Origin of the sequence: Moorena sp. SIO3E8, assembly GCF_010692445.1 — a bacterium.
Classification (GTDB): Bacteria; Cyanobacteriota; Cyanobacteriia; order Cyanobacteriales; family Coleofasciculaceae; genus Moorena; species Moorena bouillonii.
Window position 1 is genome coordinate 14,448 of sequence record NZ_JAAHHM010000018.1, and the last position, 20,561, is coordinate 35,008.

14 protein-coding genes are annotated in these 20,561 nt (G+C 44.6%); 8 read left to right on the forward strand and 6 right to left on the reverse strand.

Annotated elements, in window-relative coordinates:
* Positions 1–55 precede the first annotated feature (55 nt).
* Complete coding sequence (pyk, locus tag F6K46_RS09530) at positions 56–1,837, forward strand: pyruvate kinase (protein WP_293061290.1); 1,782 nt, start codon at positions 56–58, stop codon at positions 1,835–1,837.
* A 365-nt stretch (positions 1,838–2,202) separates the two neighbouring features.
* Here the strand turns inward: pyk and F6K46_RS09535 are convergent, their stop codons facing one another.
* A complete protein-coding gene (locus F6K46_RS09535) occupies positions 2,203–2,868 on the reverse strand; it encodes a hypothetical protein (protein WP_293061292.1) in 666 nt (221 codons plus the stop codon).
* Between the two features lie 726 nt (positions 2,869–3,594).
* Here F6K46_RS09535 and F6K46_RS09540 point away from each other — a divergent pair.
* The 6 genes from F6K46_RS09540 to sds all read left to right on the forward strand — a co-directional run bounded on the left by F6K46_RS09540 (position 3,595) and on the right by sds (position 10,506).
* On the forward strand, positions 3,595–3,777 hold the full coding sequence (locus F6K46_RS09540; RefSeq protein ID WP_143727718.1) for a hypothetical protein: 183 nt from the start codon (positions 3,595–3,597) through the stop codon (positions 3,775–3,777).
* Positions 3,778–3,794: 17 nt separating this feature from the next.
* Positions 3,795–3,950, forward strand: coding sequence for a hypothetical protein (locus tag F6K46_RS09545; protein ID WP_158069694.1), 156 nt, complete (start codon positions 3,795–3,797; stop codon positions 3,948–3,950).
* Between the two features lie 200 nt (positions 3,951–4,150).
* Entirely contained in the window at positions 4,151–4,408 is a 258-nt protein-coding gene (gene acpP, locus F6K46_RS09550) for an acyl carrier protein (protein ID WP_075901640.1), read from the forward strand.
* Positions 4,409–4,471: 63 nt separating this feature from the next.
* Complete coding sequence (fabF, locus tag F6K46_RS09555) at positions 4,472–5,722, forward strand: beta-ketoacyl-ACP synthase II (RefSeq protein WP_075906326.1); 1,251 nt, start codon at positions 4,472–4,474, stop codon at positions 5,720–5,722.
* Positions 5,723–6,105: 383 nt separating this feature from the next.
* The gene (tkt, locus tag F6K46_RS09560; protein WP_075901638.1) at positions 6,106–8,112 is read left to right on the forward strand and encodes a transketolase; all 2,007 of its coding nucleotides are present in this window, start codon (positions 6,106–6,108) and stop codon (positions 8,110–8,112) included.
* A gap of 1,422 nt (positions 8,113–9,534) precedes the next feature.
* Positions 9,535–10,506, forward strand: coding sequence for a solanesyl diphosphate synthase (gene sds / locus F6K46_RS09565; RefSeq protein ID WP_293061295.1), 972 nt, complete (start codon positions 9,535–9,537; stop codon positions 10,504–10,506).
* Between the two features lie 418 nt (positions 10,507–10,924).
* Here sds and F6K46_RS09570 read toward each other — a convergent pair whose 3' ends face one another.
* From F6K46_RS09570 to F6K46_RS09590, 5 genes are all read right to left on the reverse strand, one after another.
* Positions 10,925–12,430: a mechanosensitive ion channel family protein gene (locus tag F6K46_RS09570; RefSeq protein WP_293061297.1), complete on the reverse strand. Its 1,506-nt coding sequence runs from the start codon at positions 12,428–12,430 to the stop codon at positions 10,925–10,927.
* Positions 12,431–12,667: 237 nt separating this feature from the next.
* Complete coding sequence (locus F6K46_RS09575; protein ID WP_293061298.1) at positions 12,668–14,737, reverse strand: adenylate/guanylate cyclase domain-containing protein; 2,070 nt, start codon at positions 14,735–14,737, stop codon at positions 12,668–12,670.
* Between the two features lie 661 nt (positions 14,738–15,398).
* Complete coding sequence (locus tag F6K46_RS09580) at positions 15,399–16,466, reverse strand: M23 family metallopeptidase (protein ID WP_081431270.1); 1,068 nt, start codon at positions 16,464–16,466, stop codon at positions 15,399–15,401.
* A 217-nt stretch (positions 16,467–16,683) separates the two neighbouring features.
* Complete coding sequence (locus F6K46_RS09585; protein WP_075901628.1) at positions 16,684–17,997, reverse strand: homoserine dehydrogenase; 1,314 nt, start codon at positions 17,995–17,997, stop codon at positions 16,684–16,686.
* Positions 17,998–18,433: 436 nt separating this feature from the next.
* A complete protein-coding gene (locus F6K46_RS09590; RefSeq protein WP_293061301.1) occupies positions 18,434–18,577 on the reverse strand; it encodes a hypothetical protein in 144 nt (47 codons plus the stop codon).
* Between the two features lie 503 nt (positions 18,578–19,080).
* Between F6K46_RS09590 and F6K46_RS09595 the strand changes: the two genes are divergently transcribed.
* Positions 19,081–20,235: an alanine--glyoxylate aminotransferase family protein gene (locus F6K46_RS09595; RefSeq protein ID WP_293061303.1), complete on the forward strand. Its 1,155-nt coding sequence runs from the start codon at positions 19,081–19,083 to the stop codon at positions 20,233–20,235.
* Positions 20,236–20,561: the final 326 nt, after the last annotated feature.

The window sequence follows — 20,561 nt, forward strand, 5'->3', positions numbered from 1 at the left end:
TAATGTGCCATGCTAAGGTGTTGTTCGGGAAACCAACCTAATCCCTTTCACGTTTATGCAATCGCCAAATTCCCTACGTCGGACAAAGATTGTCGCCACAATTGGCCCTGCGAGCAATAGCCCAGATGTTCTCAAGGCACTAATTCAAGCTGGTGCCACCACTTTACGACTTAATTTTTCCCATGGCACCCACGAAGACCATCAGCGCAATATTCGCCTGATTCGCCAGACGGCCTTTGAACTCAATCAGCCTGTAGCGATCCTGCAAGACTTGCAAGGACCGAAAATTCGCTTGGGGCGGTTTGAAAACGGTTCCATTGTTGTCAACAATGGCGATCGCTTCACCTTAACCAGCAAATCGATGGTTGGTAAACAGGAAATCAGTTCAGTTACCTACGAACCCCTAGCGGACGAAGTGCCTGTGGGAGCCACCATCCTATTAGACGATGGGAAAGTTGAGATGCGGGTAGATGAGGTAGACCGAGAGCAACGAGCCTTGCACTGTACCGTTACCGTCGGTGGACCCCTCTCAAATAACAAGGGAGTTAACTTCCCTGGTGTCTACCTATCCATCAAAGCTCTAACCGATAAAGACCGACGAGATTTAATGTTTGGTTTGGATCAGGGTGTGGATTGGGTAGCACTCTCCTTTGTTCGGAATCCTCAGGACATCTTGGAAGTCAAAGAACTGATTAACAGTGCTGGCAAGCAGGTACCCGTCGTTGCCAAAATTGAAAAGCATGAAGCCATTGAGCAAATGGAGGCAATTATCTCCCTGTGCGATGGGGTGATGGTTGCTCGGGGTGACTTAGGGGTAGAACTACCAGCAGAGGATGTACCAATCTTACAAAAGCGACTGATTGCCTCAGCCAATCGACGGGGAATCCCAGTGATAACTGCCACTCAAATGTTGGACAGTATGGTTCACTCACCGCGACCAACTCGTGCAGAAGTTTCTGATGTAGCTAATGCTATCCTTGATGGCACTGATGCAGTCATGCTCTCTAACGAAACAGCTGTTGGTAAATACCCAGTAGAAGCTGTAAAGACCATGGGTACGGTTGCGGTGCGCATTGAGCAAGAACAGATTATCGGTAATGCTCGTGACACCAGCCGTTCCATTCCCAATGCTATATCCCAGGCAGTTGGTCACATTGCGGAGCAGTTAGATGCAGCAGCCATCATGACTCTGACCAAAACTGGTGCTACAGCACGGAATGTTTCTAAATTCCGACCCCAGACTCCCATATTAGCAGTAACACCCCATGTAGATGTGGCTCGACAACTCCAGCTAGTTTGGGGGGTCAGACCTTTGTTAGTCCTGGATTTACCCTCAACTGGTCAGACCTTCCAAGCCGCAATGAGTGTGGCTCAGGAAAAACAGCTTCTAACAGAAAGAGATTTGGTCGTCATGACGGCGGGGACAATCCAAGGTGTGGCTGGGTCAACAGACTTAATTAAAGTAGAAGTAGTCAAAGCAGTTTTGGGTCAGGGAGTTGGTATTGGTCAGGGATCAGTAAGTGGTGTTGCTCGGGTGGCTGGCACTGATGGTGATTTACCTAACTTCAACCACGGAGAAATCCTAGTGGCTCCTTCAACCAATGCCAAATTTGTGGAAGTTATTCGCAAGGCAGCAGGAATTATCACTGAGGAAGATAGTATAACTAGCCATGCAGCAGTGATTGGCTTACGCTTAGGTGTGCCAGTAATTGTGGGGGTGAAGAATGCGACCCAATTGATTCGGGATGGGGCAATTTTGACTCTGGACACACAGCGGGGTTTAGTTTATTCTGGTACCCTTGGGGCTAGCCCCAGTGACGGGTTACTAATGACTTGAATAAATTATACCCATCAGCATTGTTTATTTTGTATTGGCTATTGCCTGGTTTTATTTGTATGCTCAAGCATCACTTAACTATAAAATAGTTTGTGGTACTATTTGGCTACTAACTTAACCTGGTAGAGTCAATATTTTGGAATTCGTAATTGGTAAGATCAAGTCCGGTTAATCACTTATAAAATGGTTGAGCCTATGCCCATGAATTTAAAATTGTTAATTGTTAATTGTTAATTTTCAATTTTCAATTAACGAAAACCCCAGAATTATAAGTAGTCAACCGGACAGGATATTACTCATGACCGTAACTGTCCTGCTTTAAGCTTGTAGACTGATCAAAATTTATCATCAACACATCTTGGTTTTTACATCTTTAGTGCTTCGATTTCCGTGAGTAGGGATTGAGTTTCAATATGCTTCTGCCTCAGTTTACCTGCCAAGATGTTTTTTTGATGATTTATTTGTTGTTTTTCTATAGCCAGGCATTGATTTTCAGCCCTCTCCAACTCAAGTTGCCTTTCTAAGCATGCTTTGTCCCATGCCAATTGTTTGTTTTGTCTGAGGAGTGATTTAACTTCCGTCTTGACTTGGTTTAGCTCCACAATTATTCCTTTGGTTTTCTGTACCATCAACTCCCAGGCTTGATAATCCCAATTTGAAGTTTCTACTCCCCCATCAAGCTCTTCAAGAAAAGCCTGCTTTTCCAGCTCCAGCCGTTCAACCCTCTCTTGCAGTGAGACATTTTTCTTATGGAAGCTCCTTAAGGAGTTATTAACTACAATAAACTTATTGATTATCCCAATAATTTGCTGATGACTTTCTTTGAGTTCATATTCCAGCCACTTAATTTTATCATTAGCCAAATTAATATCTTGTTCAATGGCTTCATAGTTATTTAAAATAAAAAAAAACCAATAGATTAATAAGTTTTGGATTTGATTGCTATCTTTGAGAGTATGATTTTTTGGTTTAAAATCATAAATAGCTAATAAAAACCAGCTGAATAACCAAAAACTGAGACTTGAATTCATGAGAGCTTCGTTGTAAAGTAATTACATCACTTTTAGCATCAACGTGACCTAGCACGACAACCGTGTAAATACATAATTAAGCTAACTGAGTTAACTCATTCCAAAACTCATATTACGAGCAATTTTACCTAAGTCGTGTATTTTGAAAAGCTCCTCTTGATAAAACAAATTTTTTTTACTGCTGCCCTTTTAGTAGAGATTGGTTAGTTAGCCCATAAACTAATACCAATTATTCAAAATAGGACTTATAGATGCAGATGGTCAGATGCTTAGATGCTCAGATGCTTAGATGCTCAGATAAAATAAATGTGTACCCTTGTCAGCACTAAGAATTGGGATAACCTAAGAATTGGTAAAAGTACTGTATTAAGATTGGTAGAAGTACTGTATTAAGTATTCATACTGATACTAAGCTCGACTTAATGGATTTACGATGGGCGATCATGGGCGATCGCAACTCCGTAAAACCCATAAGCATTAGGCTTTTTGACTCTTTAAAGGTGACTAAGATCCCCGATATGCAAAGAGTCTACCGCTCTGTTTAAGGAAGGCTTGAGAAGTCAGCTTCCCCCTACTCGTTTTTTTTATAAAATTTTATTTCATTAGCTTGACAAAAATAACAAACAGCTGAAAATTTATAATACCGACCATCGTGAATTAACAGGGTGAGCTCCGATGCCGAAATTCTGCCCATGAAGCTGTAACGGGGTGGATCTCATTGTCTTGATGCAGCGCGGTCATGGAATTTCCCCCATGACCGTAATGGTGCGTTTGACCCGTAATTTAATTCGCCACGGCACCTCTATATCGCTTTTGCAGTTTGACCTGGTGGTGCGTTATGGGAGGCACTGTCCCAAAACTGGCTACAGCTTGCGTCTTGGCGAGCTCGTCTTCTGTGCGCACCATTAGCAACTTTTTTACAAATAATGAGATGCACCCGCTCTAACGTGCTGGGCCAACTCTCGGAAGGCAACGGTCATGTCAGGTCAAAGCAGCAGCAGTTTGGCGAGGTTTGGTGTACAATTCCTAAGGATGTCTCTAGGTCAGCTATGGAATTGTGGTTCCAACTAAGCAGTTCTTGAGTGTTGAGGACATTGATATACGATGATACGGGGAACAAAGGCACCAAAGCCTTTGATGATTAAGGGAAGTGGTGTCATGCCAAACAAGCATTATTACCTATCTACAAGATCAGACCTCTTTCGGATAAGATCATAAAACCCCTAAAATTCAGTAAGTACTGCTTGAGAGGTTCTAGCTAAAAAGGCTGAGGAATATTTATATGAGCGAAATTTTCGATAAAGTTAAGGATATCGTTTCAGAACAGTTGGACGTTGATGGGGAGGAGGTTAAGCCAGAAGCCAGCTTTGCCAACGATCTGGGCGCTGACTCCTTAGACACAGTTGAATTGGTGATGGCCTTAGAAGAAGCTTTCAATATCGAAATCCCTGATGAAGCGGCGGAAAAGATCGACACTGTTCAAAAGGCTGTGGATTACATTGAGGAAAAAGTAGGAGCAGGAGCAGAAACTCCAGCTTGATCAGCCTGATTCATTACCGCAAGTTCTGCGTTCACGGTCGATAAGCCTAGTTTTAATGGCATGATGACAAACTTTGAGAAAAAACGGGTCGTTGTTACAGGTCTCGGTGCAATTACGCCGATAGGCAACACTGTGGCTGAGTACTGGGAAGGGTTGTTAAACGGACGCAATGGTATTGGTTTAATTTCCTTATTTGATGCCTCCAAGCATGCTTGTCGTATTGCTGGCGAGGTGAAGGGCTTTGATCCCCAGGACTACATGAAGCGTAAGGAAGCAAATCGTATGGATCGCTTTGCTCAATTTGCGGTTTCTGCCAGTAAGCAAGCATTAGCTGATGCCCAGTTTGAGATCAATGACCTGAACGCAGAACAGGTCGGTGTAATGATTGGCACTGGCATCGGTGGTCTGAAGGTACTGGAAGACCAGGAAACAGTTCTTATTAAACGTGGACCTGACCGCTGTAGTCCGTTTATGATCCCGATGATGATTGCTAACATGGCAGCTGGTCAAACAGGAATTCATACGGGAGCAAAGGGACCCAATAGTTGCCCAGTTACTGCTTGTGCCGCAGGGTCTAATGCCGTAGGCGATGCGTTTCGCTTAATCCAGCGAGGCTATGCCCAAGCCATGATTTGTGGCGGTGCTGAAGCGGCGGTGACTCCCCTAGCAATGGCTGGGTTTGCATCAGCACGAGCTTTATCTACTCGTAACGATACTCCTGAGTCAGCTTGCTGTCCTTTTGATATCGCTCGCAATGGCTTCGTGATGGGAGAAGGTTCTGGGATTCTGATCCTAGAGGAACTAGAACATGCCGTCAGTCGTGGAGCAAAAATTTATGCCGAAATCGTCGGCTATGCCATGACCTGTGATGCCCATCACATCACATCCCCTGTCCCAGGTGGCGAAGGAGCAGCAAGGGCTATAGCACTGACGATGAAGGATGCTGGGTTGACGGCCGAACAGGTTAGCTACATCAATGCCCACGGCACTAGCACACCTGCTAATGATAAAACCGAAACAGCAGCGATTAAAAAAGCCCTAGGAGACCATGCCTATAAAGTAGCAATTAGCTCCACCAAATCTATGACAGGTCATTTGTTGGGAGGGTCTGGTGGCATTGAAGCAGTGGCTTCAGTGATGGCAATTGCCCATGACCAGATTCCACCAACGATAAATTTGAACAACCCAGACCCTGAATGTGATTTGGATTACGTACCCAATTCTAGTCGCCAGCAGATGGTAGAAGTAGTGCTATCCAATTCCTTTGGGTTCGGCGGTCATAATGTAACCCTAGCCTTCAAAAAATACCGGTAAAGTGGGAATAAAGTTTGAATGGTTAACGGCTTACTCCGTAGGAGAACCAAAAGGGTAGCCTTTATATTAGGGTAGGCATTGGGTGAAGGTAGCTCAAGGAAAAAACTAGTAGTTACAACTACTAGTTAATGATATTTACTGAGTAACCCATATTCCCACCCACGCTTTATGGATTGTTTTCATCCTTGATGCTTCATCCTACCCTACAAGGGAAACTATCCGGCGAACATCCTTCATTCTGAGCCAATCCCTATCTCTTGCTGATTGATCCCGGTAATGGGATTATGAGAAAGTACCTTTGGGTCAACCGAGAGCCACCCTTGTTTGAACTCAGACAAATTCTTGTTAGACCATAGTACACACATATCCATTAAACAGAAATTATGGCCGTTGCAACCCAGTCTCTCGAAGAACTTTGCATCAATTCCATCCGCTTCTTGGCGATTGATGCTGTAGAAAAGGCCAAGTCTGGTCATCCTGGGCTGCCCATGGGGGCGGCTCCTATGGCATTCGTGCTTTGGGACCGTTTTATGCGGTATAACCCCAAAAATCCCAATTGGTTCAACCGCGATCGCTTCATCTTGTCGGCTGGTCATGGCTGTATGTTGCAATACGCCTTACTTTACCTAACTGGCTATGATGGTGTAACCATAGACGATCTTCAGCAGTTCCGCCAGTGGGAATCGGTCACCCCTGGACACCCAGAAAACTTTGAAACCGATGGGGTTGAAGTCACTACTGGTCCATTGGGACAGGGAATTGCCAATGGTGTGGGTTTGGCAATGGCAGAAGCTCACTTAGCTGCTAGGTTCAACAAACCGGATGCTACCATTGTCGATCATTACACCTACGTCATCCTTGGTGATGGTTGCAACATGGAAGGGGTGTCTGGTGAAGCCTGTTCTTTAGCGGGTCACCTAGGACTTGGCAAACTCATCGCTCTCTACGATGACAACCATATTTCCATCGACGGCTCTACGGACTTAGCCTTTACTGAGGATGTGGGTAAGCGCTTTGAAGCTTATGGCTGGCACGTCCTACATGTAGAAAGTGGTAACACTGACCTTGAAGCTATCAATGATGCCATAGCAGCAGCCAAAGCGGTAACAGATAAGCCGTCTTTGATTAAGGTAACCACCACCATTGGCTATGGTTCTCCTAACAAAGCCAATTCACATGCTGTCCATGGTGCAGCTTTAGGTGGGGATGAAGTGGAGGCCACTCGCAAACACCTGGGATGGGAATATGAACCCTTTGTAGTTCCAGATGATGCTCTCAACCATTTACGGAAAGCTGTGGAACGGGGTACGGAAGCGGAAACTGCCTGGAATCAAACCCTAGCTGATTACAAAGCAAAGTATCCTGAACAAGCAGCACAATTTGAGCAAATTACCAGTGGCCAACTCCCGGAAGGATGGGAAAAAGCCCTACCCACCTACACGCCGGAAGACAAGGGAGTAGCAACCCGTAAACATTCTCAAGCCACTCTCAATGCACTTGCCCCCGTACTGCCTCAATTGATTGGTGGTTCAGCTGACCTTGCTCCCTCCAATCTCACTTTATTGAACATATCTGGGGATTTCCAGAAAGGGCAATATGAAAACCGGAACCTACGCTTTGGCGTCCGGGAACATGGTATGGGAGCGATTTGCAATGGCATTGCCCTTCACAACTCTGGCTTGATTCCCTATGGAGCCACCTTCCTGATTTTCACCGACTATATGCGGGCAGCAATTCGCCTGTCGGCTCTATCAGAAGCTGGGGTAATTTGGGTAATGACCCACGACTCGGTAGCCTTAGGTGAAGATGGTCCGACACACCAACCGGTTGAAACCATTGCTTCCCTAAGGACTATACCAAATCTGGTAGTCCTTCGACCTGCTGATGGCAACGAAACCTCTGGGGCTTATAAGGTAGCTATTGAGCGTCGTAATGCTCCAACTCTCCTCGCCTTTACCCGACAAGGTCTACCTAACCTAGCTGGTAGTTCCATTGAAGCCGCGACCAAAGGGGCTTACGTCCTCTCTGACAGCGATGGCACTCCTGACATTATCCTGATTGGTACTGGTAGCGAAGTGTCACTGTGTGTCCAAGGGGCTGAGCAGTTGCGAGAAGAAGGGAAGAAAGTCCGTGTTGTCTCCATGCCAAGCTGGGAACTTTTTGAAGCCCAGGATGAAGCCTATCGGGAATCCGTCTTGCCCAAAGCAGTGACCAAGCGCCTAGGGGTCGAAGCTGGTGTCAGCTTTGGTTGGTGCCGTTACTTGGGGACCGAGGGGGATATGATTAGCATTGATCGCTTTGGTGTTTCTGCTCCCGGTGGCGTCGCTATGGCAAAGTTTGGTTACACGGTTGAAAATGTAGTCGCTAAAGCCAAAGCCTTGTTGGGATAATGAAACCAATAGAATCCTTAATTATACCTAACTGAACCAGGAGAAACATTTCCATGGTGATGGTTCCCCAAGACTAATGCTTGTTATAGTGGCATAGGGAAAAAAGGGAGAGTTTCTCCTCTTCCTTTCTGCCACCACCAGGGCTATTTCATTTACCGTTGCACCCCCACCACAGAAGCCATTCTAGGGCTTGATCAACTTGATAAACAAAGTCTGCGTGGTGATATTCTAATCGTCGTAGCCAAGCACAGAGACTATAAAATTTGTGGGATTAGTTTGTGTAGCCCAAGAATCAATTCTCCCTTAGGCCATTAGCCTTGGGGGTAAAGTATAACTTTACCCCCAAGGCAGTATCAGTCCTGATGATGGCAACCTTGTATATTGGACTATCCCTAAGATATACTTGACTCAGCAAGTAGACTATGACAAGTCAAAATCTCATAGTCAAACAGATCAACACAGAAAGTGGTCATAACTATTTGCGTTTATCTGTTTTTGGGTAAACTCAGAATCTGTTTAGACAATCTGGTAATGTAAGCGCCATGTTTCAAGACTCTTCCTACCCAAGCTAGCCCATGGGAAGTTGAAAAATCGCCGATGAATAGGCTACGGGTTATGCTGGAAGATATTAACTTTGAGACCTTTGAGACCATCCCTTAACCGTATTGACCTCGGATGCTGACTCAGTTGGCACACGAGTAGCCAAGGCGTTTTTAATGGGATTAGTAAAGTACCTTGGAGAACGTTGAACACGCTGGGCTAGTGTTAACAGCACATAGATTGTGATTAAGTAGCCAGTAGCTAGCAGGGGGATCATTAACGACATATCAATGTATAACATAAGAGTGAACAAGAGACAGGTAGATGCAAATTTATAGAGAAATCTGCTGCAAAGCAATCCTAAAACCTTACAGTTCTAATGGTTTTAGGATATGGTTGCGGATAATAAGGTATAGGATACAGGTATTTGGCGCAATTGACCCTAACCACCCAACCCTAGGTAACTCCTGATCTTAAGGTGAGAATTATCTCGACTTAGGCTCCCGATTAGGCAACTCTTGGTGGTTATGTCTGCTTTACAAGTTGACTCAGTAGAGATACTGAGATATAGACGGGATAGAGAGGCTTGTCTTGCCTAAGCCAACATCTTTACTATGGTGGGATCACCGAATTTAACTCTCCCCTTACCACATTTGGAATTCAGTATGTTAAATCTTTTAAACCCTCAATTCTCAGGATAGCACAAAAATCCTGGGTAGCCATACCGAGATCGGTACAGACTTAACAAGTCTATACAATTACTCATATTTCCTTCCAGTTATGCCATAAACTCAACAAAATTTTCCTATCGGGGACGGTTAGCTTAGAATTAAGAAAGAAATATGTAAACTTTCGTAACTAACTTCTGAGTCGGCTGATCACATGACCTCAGTGACCTCCCTTTTTGCTTCCGTAGAAGCAGATCTGTATCTATTGAGTGAAAACTTAAAAAACCTGATTGGTGCCAGTCACCCAATCTTATACGCTGCAGCTGAACACTTATTCGGAGCTGGGGGAAAGCGGTTACGACCAGCCATTGTATTGTTGGTCTCACGGGCAACGATAACCAACTCCAACATTACCTCACGTCATCGACGTCTAGCAGAAATTACTGAGATGATTCACACCGCTTCTCTGGTGCATGATGACGTGATAGACGAGTCAGAGGTACGCCGCACCGTACCTACTGTTAATAGCTTGTTCAATAACCGAATCGCTGTGCTAGCTGGTGACTTTCTGTTTGGTCAATCGGCTTGGTATCTGGCTAATCTGGATAACTTAGAGGTAGTTAAGCTACTCTCTGAAGTGATTAAAGATATGGCAGAGGGAGAAATCCAACAAGGACTGAGTCGATTTGACACCACGACAACTATAGAAGGCTACTTGGCAAAGACTTATAACAAGACAGCTTCACTGATGGCTAATAGTTCTAAAGCAGCAGGATGTCTAAGTGGTGTTTCAGATCAGGTAGCCGAAAATTTATATCACTACGGACGTAATTTGGGGTTGGCGTTTCAGATTGTAGATGATATCCTAGACTTTACAGCATCGACAGATGTTTTAGGTAAGCCTGCAGGGTCAGATTTAGTAAGTGGAAACCTCACAGCACCAGTTTTATTTGCCCTCGAAGAAAAACCCTACCTAGAGGTGCTCATAGAGCGAGAGTTTGCCCAGCCGGAGGATAAAGAACAAGCCTTGGTAATGGTCACGGAGAGTAAAGGAATTCAGCGATCGCGGGAAATGGCTGCCAAATATGCTGAGGCAGCAGTTAAAAATATATCAGTGTTGAAACCCTCAGAATCCAAGCAGGCTCTGATTGATCTGAGCGACTATGTCTTGAGTCGCTTATACTAGAACCTTAGGGATTCCAGTATTAAGCATGGCTTGGCATGAGTAATGGGTAACTAGGTAATGGGTAATGGGTAACTAGGTAATGGGTAATGGGTAACTAGGTAATGGCTCAGCAGCAATTACAATTACCAATTATCTTGTTACCCATTACCGATTATTACTGAAATGCTTTATGGGTAAGTATTTTTAGCGCTAAAATCCAGATAAACTTGATTTATGCAATCAGCAACATAGACTGGGATCCCACTGATGCTGCCCCGATTAAACTACCATTTGCTCCACCTTCTTAGTAGTCCAGTCCCCCTTTATTGCTTATGGGAACGCGCCCCGCGTGACCTACGGTGAATCGCGTAGCGTGGCCATTCCCGTAGCGTGGCCCAAAGGCCAAGGCCAATCGCATCATGAGGGATTGATAGTCAACTTAACCTTGACTTGATAACTCCGCACCATTACTAGATGCAAGACTGGATGCAAGATTGACTTGTTTCACCTCATCTATCGCTTTCCGTCGTGCTTCGATAATTTGACCGATTTCACGGGCAAGACTTGGTGTACTTTCTATCATCTGATTAACCAGAGCTGAATAAAGCGCAATAGTTTGCAAATCTTCCACAACGGATACGGATACGGAGCTTGGTTTGCCGCTAAACAGTGCCATTTCCCCAAAAAACTCACCACTTGACAGAGTCATCACCTCCTGTTGTTCACCATAACTATCTTTGACGGTGATTACAGCTTTCCCAGCAATAATAATGTACAAAGCATGACCAGGATCCCCTTGACGAATCACTGTTTCTCCCACACCGAAATGTTGTAGGACTGCTCCTTTCGAGAAATTCTCCAAGTTCTTTTGCTGTTTAGCTACAGGAACAAAGACAGGTATTGACTTCAGGCTCTCGGTAAACTTCGTCAAAGTGCTATCTGCCTGATTAGGTTCACTATCGAGTTTACGGAGTCTATAGATCGGAATGGTAGGTCCAAGATTGTTGCGTTGGGCTGCATACCAGATACGGGTCATCAACTGTTCACGGATTTTGGGGGCATCCTGATAGTCTTCGATACAAAACCTAACCTCATAGTTACCGCGATAGTCGTTATATTCCATGGTGCGGATCTCTGGGGAAGGATCACTCAATATCCCTTCTGTGGCCAGCGCGGTTTCTTTTAGTACTTGCTTAATCAGGTTGGGTGGATCATCACTGTCAAAGTCAATCCTAAAGGTTTCTACATGAAGGCGTTTCGGTTTGCTGTAATTGAGGACTATTTCTCCCCCAAGTACCCGATGGGGAATAATAATCATGTCGTCTGTGCGGGTTAACAGGTGAACAGCTCGCCAATTCATATCAATGACCTGACCAACTTTGTCTCCAATCTGCAACCAATCACCGACTTCAAAGGGACGAGCGAACAGTAGGGTAATGCCAGAAAAGACACTACCCAGAGAGTCCTGAAGGGCCAAGCCGATCACAATAGAACCCACACCCAAGGCAGTAGCCAGACCAGCGAGGTCGGCTCCCCAAACTCTCGATAGCACAATGGCACCACCAAGGGCTACCAAAAAAAATCTTGACAAATCTAGGAGTAGTTTTGGGATCCGTGCTCGCCATGTATTTTCTCCAGCGGCTTCAAACAACACCGAATTGATTAGAGACAGAGAGGCGTCTATAACAAATATCCAGACCAGGGTCTCGACAAGCTTGACAAGATTGTTGTCCAGGTCTAATTCAAGCACATTCTGGATAAATAGCAGGAATACTAAGACGGGTAAGACACGGTTACGAACTAGGCGGAGCGTAACTGCTAGAGGCTGACCGCGTCTTTGTAGACGATGAGTAATTTCTGTGAGAATAATTACTAGGATCGGGAACCCTATCCCTAAGGCTATTGCCCAGATAAACCAATCGTTTTGCCATATTACTTTGCTCATCAAAACAATCTCCTTGTCCCATTCTTTTACTATCCCTTGAACAAGAGGGTTAACCCTCTGAACAAGTTTTAATCCCCCACGGGATAATGCTCGCGCGGGGGTTCTTAATTTCGTGTATTATGGTAATCTGAAAAGAATGTAATCAAGTCTAGTTTGTTCAGTTACCAATTCCCTATTAGCAATTCCCCATTACCCTTGGGTCTTTAATAATTGGAAAAAACTGGGCAAAGCCTATGTCTAAACTGTTGAACCTACTAATTCCTGTGCAGTTTTTAACAACCAAGCTTTCTGCTGATTTTTACCATTAGGTGTGATGTCCTCAGCCTGCTCAAAGTCGTAAATATCATGGAGACTGTTGTAGACATTTTGAGACACTAATATAGCTCCCGTTGGGCAGTAAAACATCAGCTTATTGGCAACATTGACTGTATCGCCCCAAACGTCGTACACAACTTTTTCTCGACCTACAATACCAGCAACAATATCTCCGGAATGGATACCGATTTCAAGGTCTAGGTCAAATCCTCGTTCATGACTGAATCTGTGGGTCAATGCTAGTATTTCTAAGCCAAAATCTACCGCACGTTTTTGATGGTCTATATGTAAGATTGATAATCCACAGACTGCCATGTAATTGTCACCAATGGTTTTAATCTTCTCTATGCCGTATTTTGCCGTGGCTTGATCGAACAGACTTACTAGATCATTAAGAATTGCAATGATTTCATGGGTATCCATGGATCTAGAGAGCTTGCCGAATCCAGCAATGTCGCAGAACAAAACCGTAACATTAGAAACACTCTCAGCAATGTTTGTCTCTCCCCGTTTGAGACGTTTGGCTACGGAGTCGGGAAATACACTTGTGAGTAACTTTTCATTTTCGCGATTTTTCTGCTCGACTAGTTTAGTTTGAGTGCGTAAGCTGCCAACCATTTGATTAAATGACTCAGCTAACTCCCCAAATTCGTCTTCCGAGTCTATATTCACAACCGCATCAACTTGTCCATCCCTCACTTTTCGGGCGCTAGCAATTAAAGTTCTAACTGGTTGGACAAACAGATGGGCGAGCCCCATAGCAAGTAGGGTGATCAGCAGTATGATCAAGGCAGCTGAAACCAAAACTCTCTTTTGAAAGGCGTAAACTGGGGCATAGGCTTCGGCAAGATCCATCTTGGAGAGGATAACCCACTCCAATCCATCGATGTTTAAGGGAGCGTAGGAACTCAAAACTTCAATACCCCGATAATCATTGATAATTTGGGTACCTTCTTGCCCAGCTAAGGCTGCTTTTACAGCTTCTGTCTTGACTGGCTGTTGTAGAATTGATGTACCAAACTGCTCGATTCGCTTCAGGATCTGTTCCTTTACACCCTGTTCTCGCAAGGCTTTACTATAAGCTGTCGGCTCTTGAATTAGGAAACGGGAAACTGATCGCATCAAATAATCGTCTCCGACTAGATAGATCTCTCCTGTATCCCCGAGACCATTACTCTTCCATTTACGGTAACCTGTCATAACATTGTTAATCTGATTAACCGGAAGCTGGAATGCCAAAACACCTATAAATTGGGAGCCGTCATAGATGGGAGCAGCAATAAATGCTACTGGGGCTCCAAAAGAAGGACGGTAGGAATCAAAATCAAAGATCTGCACATAATCCTTTCCCTTGGCTTTTCGGAGGTCGGCTAAGGCGAAAGCCAAGTTACTATCACTGTATGGTCCAGTGGTGAGATTGGTGCCAAAGTCCGTTTCTTTAAAAACTGAGTAGACAATCTCACCGGTTTTAGGATCGATCAGCAACATATCCTGGTAACCAAACTTTTCAACAATGTTGCGAAAAATTGGGTGGTAGCGGGTGTGAATACTACTGTACTCACTTTTGTCTTCTGGATCATCTAGGAGATGTTTCTCCCCAGCTGGGTTGGGGTTCTTGGCGATGTAATAGTACTGGAGGTAACGAGCCGCAGAGGTTTCTGGTAAGTAGGATTCTAATACAGGCTTCCCGTCGCTAGTTTCCGCTAGTTCGGTTAAAAATTCTTTACGGTAGTATTCCTTGAGGGTGTCCTCTAAATCAGTTGGTGTATCAGTTGCTGTCCTAGATTGTTGCAGTTGGTTGTAGGCTGTCTTAAATTCCTGCATCGCCTCGACCACCATTAAGTTTTCACTTAGGGTCTGGGTCTGATAGCGAATATCTTCAAAGTATGATTCTATTTGATCTGCTTTGGAAGCTCGTAGACTGGTTAACTGGTTTGATACTGTTTGGCTCAGATGAGACTTACCACTCCGATAACCGATATAAGCAGTCACGAACAGCGAGCAAGTGCTCAGAGCCAGCAACATAAATATAAGTTTTGACCTGATACTCAAATTGTTGAGCAATCCCATGAACAGCCTCCCTGATCCCGAATTGTGAATGATGATGATGCCTGTTACCTTGTGTGATCCTCAATTGCCTCACTCCACACCTGAGAGGCTATGGAATTTGAGCTAGTTTCTTCCTGCTCAGGAGTAGGTAAAGAGTTCGACAACAACACCCTTAGAATGTAGGCAGTTGGAATCTTGGCTAGATATTAAGCTATGAAGGGATATTAGATATGGGGGGTTAAACCCCCTCAACTTGCGACAATTGACCATAACTTGAATAGGACTTACGCAAAACTGGCATCTAAACGCGCTTATGGTGTAGCGTTATTAACGCACCCTACAGGGATATAATGCTTTAGTTTATTTATACGTAAGAACTTCAGTTGAAAAAAGTTCGCGGCAAGCACCAGCGAACTCTCGGTCAACTAAGTATTTTTACTCGGATTATATTAGAGAATTTGCGATCGCCTTTGGCGCGGCTTCGCCGATCGCACTCGATAGTTCTTTTGTGCTACAAAATGAAGTGCGGAAAGTGGGTTTATATCAGGATCAGCAATAGCTGACTATTGGATATCCACGATCAATTTGGTCAGCTCAATGCTTACTATGGAGTCATTTTCAAATGCAATTTTGGATCTTGTGCTGCCCAACCCCCAGGGGAATTCAAACGAACCTCAAAATGTAGATGGGGTTGGTTAATGTCAGGATTTCCTGTAGTCCCCACTGTCCCCAATAACTGTCCAACATTAATCTTCTGACCTGGACTGACAGTAGTACGGTTTAAGTGAGCATAGCGGGTTTGGCGTCCTCCCTCATGATTAATCACTACCAAATTGCCATAAGTGTTTTGTGGTCCAGCATAGGCAACTATACCGCTATCACTGGCAAAAACCTGAGTACCTTCCTGTGCCAGTAAATCGACACCAGCGTGAAACTTCTTTTCATCCTCACCAGCCTCTTGCCGCCAGCCGTAATCCAGTCCTATCCGTGCCACAGCTGGTAAGGGATAATTAGTCAATCCCGTGTAGCTATCTACAGTCGGAGTTTCCCTCGTTGCTGTGGGAATACCGATGCCAAGGGAATTCAACCCTGGGATAAAGGCTTGCTTAGAGGGTTTTTTACAACCATTTAACTCAAATAAAACCGCAGCACGGACACCGTAGGCGTCTGCTAAGTCTTGCCAAGTGGCATTCAATGGCACATTCACCAAGATGCCATTGAATGGCGGAATCAAAATCTCTTGCCCCACTGGCATTGACTGCCGGTTTAAGGCTCGATTAAATCTAAGTAGTGTAGCCTCTTCAAGATTGTATTGGTTGGCAATACTCTCGACGGTTTCACCTGCAGCCACTTGGTGGCGAGTTAAGCGAGAGAGCACTGGCGGTGGACAAATATCCTCTATAGTTGTGTTTTGAGTTACTGTGTTTTGTGCCTGTTGTACTGTTTTTACTGTCAGGGTTGTTCGCGTAGCGTGGCCTTTTGGCCAAGGTTGCAGGTTGGCTGGTTGAAGTGTGGAATTTGTGAAATTTAACTGGCTTTGGGATCGCCAACTATCATCTACAGATAAAGAACCAGAATAGGAATCCGTTGTTCCCAAGTTTGAAGTAGCAACAGTTGGGGTCACTAGCCAAAAAATTGTGGAAACAATTGGGAGCCAGCGCACTAGATTCATTGTTAACGATTGAGTCATAGATCAAGACTAGGCCAGAGGTAAACGGTTTCAAATTTTAGACTTCAAGCAAACAACCTAACCTTCGGGAATGGCTATATTTTGAACTTTCCCCGTTCGCGTAGCGTGGCCTTTTGGCCAAGGACTTCCCTCAACCCTCTAAAAGAGTAAACCTTCAACTATTCAACCTTCAACTATTCAACCTTCAACTAGTGAAGCTTTAGAGCACTCTTAAAATGCTAGGAATACTATCCACTGCCTCTAGAGTCCGAATTTCATCTAGAGCCTGTCGGAAGTTCCCTTCACGCACATCATGAGTGACGACCACAATTTCTGCTAAGTTTCCTTGGAAACCAATTTGCACCACAGATTCTAAACTGACATGATGTTTGCCAAAAGTGGTGCCTAAATGCCCAATTACACCAGGATGGTCTTGACTAAGGAACCGTGCATAAAAGCGGGTGACCAGGTCTGAAATAGGAGCAACAGTACAATAGTGCTGATGAGCACAACTAAGTAGAGGATGTAGTTGCTTGGCTTCCCGATCGCTTTTGAGGACAGCAGCAATGTTCAAGATATCCGACACCACCGCACTGGCTGTCGGACCAGAACCTGCACCAGGACCAGAGAAAATCACTTGTCCAATGGGTTCGCCTTCTACCACAATCCCGTTGTAAACATCATTGATACTGGCAAGGGGGTGAGTTTTGGAAACAAGGGTAGGATGTACCCTCAGCTGAATAGTTTCAGACTTTGGGTTATCCCCAGTTGCCATGGGGTCTCGCTTGGCTACAGCTAAGAGTTTAATTACAAACCCCAGCTTCTCAGCATAACCAATATCTGCTGCACTGACCTGACGAATCCCTTCACAGTGGACATCAGATAAATTAATCCGTCCTGCAAAAGCAATAGAAGCTAAAATAGCAATCTTGTCAGCGGCATCTAATCCATCCACATCAGCAGTGGGGTCAGCCTCAGCATATCCCAACCGTTGGGCATCAGCCAGAATATCGCCAAATTCTCCCCCTTCCCGTTGCATCCGGGTCAGGATGTAATTGGTAGTACCATTAACAATGCCAGTAATACTGTGAATACGGTTCACTCCCAATGCCTGTTTGAGGGGTTGAATTACTGGGATACCCCCCCCAACTGCTGCTTCTAACATGACGTAGACTCCAGCCTCTTCCGCCGCCGCAAAAATTTCATCCCCATAGCGGGAAATAACGGCTTTATTGGCAGTGACAATATGTTTACCTTGGGCAATCGCCTTGAGCATAAGCGATCGCGCTGGTTCTAATCCTCCCAGTAGCTCTACTACAATATCTATCTCTGGGTTGGTGACAATTTCTTCTAGGTCAGTTGTCATCAACTCCAGTGGTAGTTGCACTTCTCTGGGCTTATCAAGCGATCGCACTCCTACCTTGGCAATTTCTATCCCTTGCAGTAGTGGGTTACGTCCAGCTGTGTCGAGTAAAATCTTTGCTGTTCCTGTACCAACGGTCCCTAATCCTAATAAAGCAATCTTAAAAACCACAGTATTTATCCTGAATCTATATGCTTACCAAACATGCGTTCGCTGAAAGCGGGACTTCGTCCATCGCATAAGCGTGCAGATCGCGAATCTTTTTCTTTTCTAGCCTACTTTTCGGTTGAACGTGATGGACGAAGTCCATCACGTTCAACCTACCAACCGGCTAACCCAGGTATAAGGGGTTTCAGAGTTCAGGCTTATCATTAACTAATTAATTAGTTAATGATAAACCCAGCTTATTGTTTATTTTTTTAGTGGATAAAGGTTTCATAATTTAGATGCCTTTGCCCTGCATTTATAGGTCAACAAAATAGCTTAAAATTACTGTTTTTATCCTAAAGTATTTAGTAAACTGTTGTGTCTTAAAAATGCATATAGCGTTTTTAAATTAATTCTAAAAAGGAATTACCGTTTTTTTCATTACCCAAAATAACTCTATCTAGCAATTCTTATACCCATGAGGTACAAATCTCTGGGTTTTAGGGACTTCGGAGCAGGGAGCAGGGAGCAGGGAGCAGGGAGCAGGGAAGAGGGAAGAGGGAAGAGGGAAGAGGGAAGAGGGAAAAAATAATGTGTACCTCATAGCTATGATAAACGCTATAGTTGATTAACTCTTGCCTCTTGCCTTTCCCTAAGAGGATATCTGAAAAGTTTTTTGATACTGAATTTTGCCCCCCTAGCCCCCCAATTCTGGGGGGAACAAGAATCAATTTGCTGGTAAAAGTCCCCCGCCCCCCTAACCCCCCAATTCTGGGAGGAATTAGCGGATGCTTCGCTTTTTTACAGATGGGGATTTAGGGGGCTTAGGTGTAGCAAATTAGACTTCTCAGACAACCTCTAAGGAAGTATGTTCACCTATAAAATACAAACGCGCTTATCAGCTTAACTGCTTACCTCACCATTGCCATTGGCATCTTTTCCGAATCCTATGCAGATTAGGTTTTGTTAACCTCTTTAATCCCCTCTGTGCTTGAGGCTGAAGGGGTTTTCCTGTCCCGCCTTACTTCCTAAAAGACGGGGATAGCCACGTTCGGGTTATTATTTATTTTGGTTAACTCTTACTTTACTAAACACTTAATATAATAAATGACCTCAACTCCATCAATCAAAGATAATAATCGCGTCTCCCTGACCGATATAGATATGCCTCCGACGCTGTTACTCGGACCCGGGCCATCTAATGCCCATCCCTCCATATTAACAGCCTTGGGACTGCCCCCAGTTGGTCACCTGGATCCCCGTTTCATCGCACTGATGAACGAAGTGCAAACCTTACTCCGCTACGCTTGGCAAACTGATAACCCGATGACTATTCCCATGAGTGGGACTGGTAGTGCGGCAATGGAAGCTACTCTAGCCAATGCAGTAGAACCAGGTGATGTGGTTTTAGTTGGGGTTAATGGTTACTTTGGACACCGACTCGTGGATATGGCTGGTCGTTATGGCGCTGATGTCCGTAAACTAATGAAGCCTTGGGGGCAAGTTTTTACCCTTGATGAACTCCGAGAAGGCTTGGAAACCAATCGTCCTGCTGTATTAGCTTTGGTTCATGCTGAAACTTCAACCGGTGCGCGTCAGCCCCTTGAGGGTGTGGCTGAGTTGTGCCGAGATTTCAATTGCTTGCTGCTGGTTGACACAGTCACCAGTTTAGGTGGGGTGCCACTGTTTATTGATGAATGGGGGATTGATCTGGCCTATAGTTGCTCCCAAAAAGGGCTTAGCTGTCCACCAGGCATTTCCCCTTTCACCATGGGAGCTCGTGCCCTCGAAAAACTCCACCAGCGTCGTACCCAAGTTGCTAATTGGTATTTGGATGTATCGATGTTGAGCAAATATTGGGGTGAGGAGCGCACCTACCACCACACAGCTCCAATTAATATGAATTACGCCTTGCGCGAAGCTTTGCGATTGGTTGCTCAAGAGGGACTAACCGCTTGTTGGGAAAGGCATCAAGCTAATGCTGAATTGCTTTGGGAAGGTTTGGCTGATTTGGGTCTAGAATGTCACGTGGAGCAAGAATTTCGTTTGCCTACCTTGACCACGGTTCGGATACCAGAGGGGGTAGATGGCAAGGCAGTTACCCGCAAACTGCTGGATGATTACAACATGGAAATTGGTGGCGGCTTGGGTGAATTAGCAGGTAAAGTCTGGCGCATTGGTTTAATGGGTTATAACTCTCGGCGAGAGAATGTGGAGCAAGTGTTACATGCTTTAAAGGAGGTTTTAGGGGATTCTAAATAAAACTTAATGGCAAGGGATTGGTAAGGGATGTAATGGTGGTGGTGATCCTATTTGTGCAGAAATCTGCTCTTTAGCTTATAACTGACTGCTGATAGCTGAATCATTACCCTTGCCAAGCCTAACAATGCCACAAAGGGTGAAATGTTAAAAATTTCATAAAAACGAGAGCGAGAGGATAAAACGTTGGTCGGATTATGGAGTTTAATGATTCATCAATTGAAAAATAGGTAAATAGTCGAAAAAACTATAATTTTTGACTATTTACTCCTCAAATCATGCTGAAAAAGGATTCAGGATTTAATTCAGGATTTTTCTTAAGCTGTTGA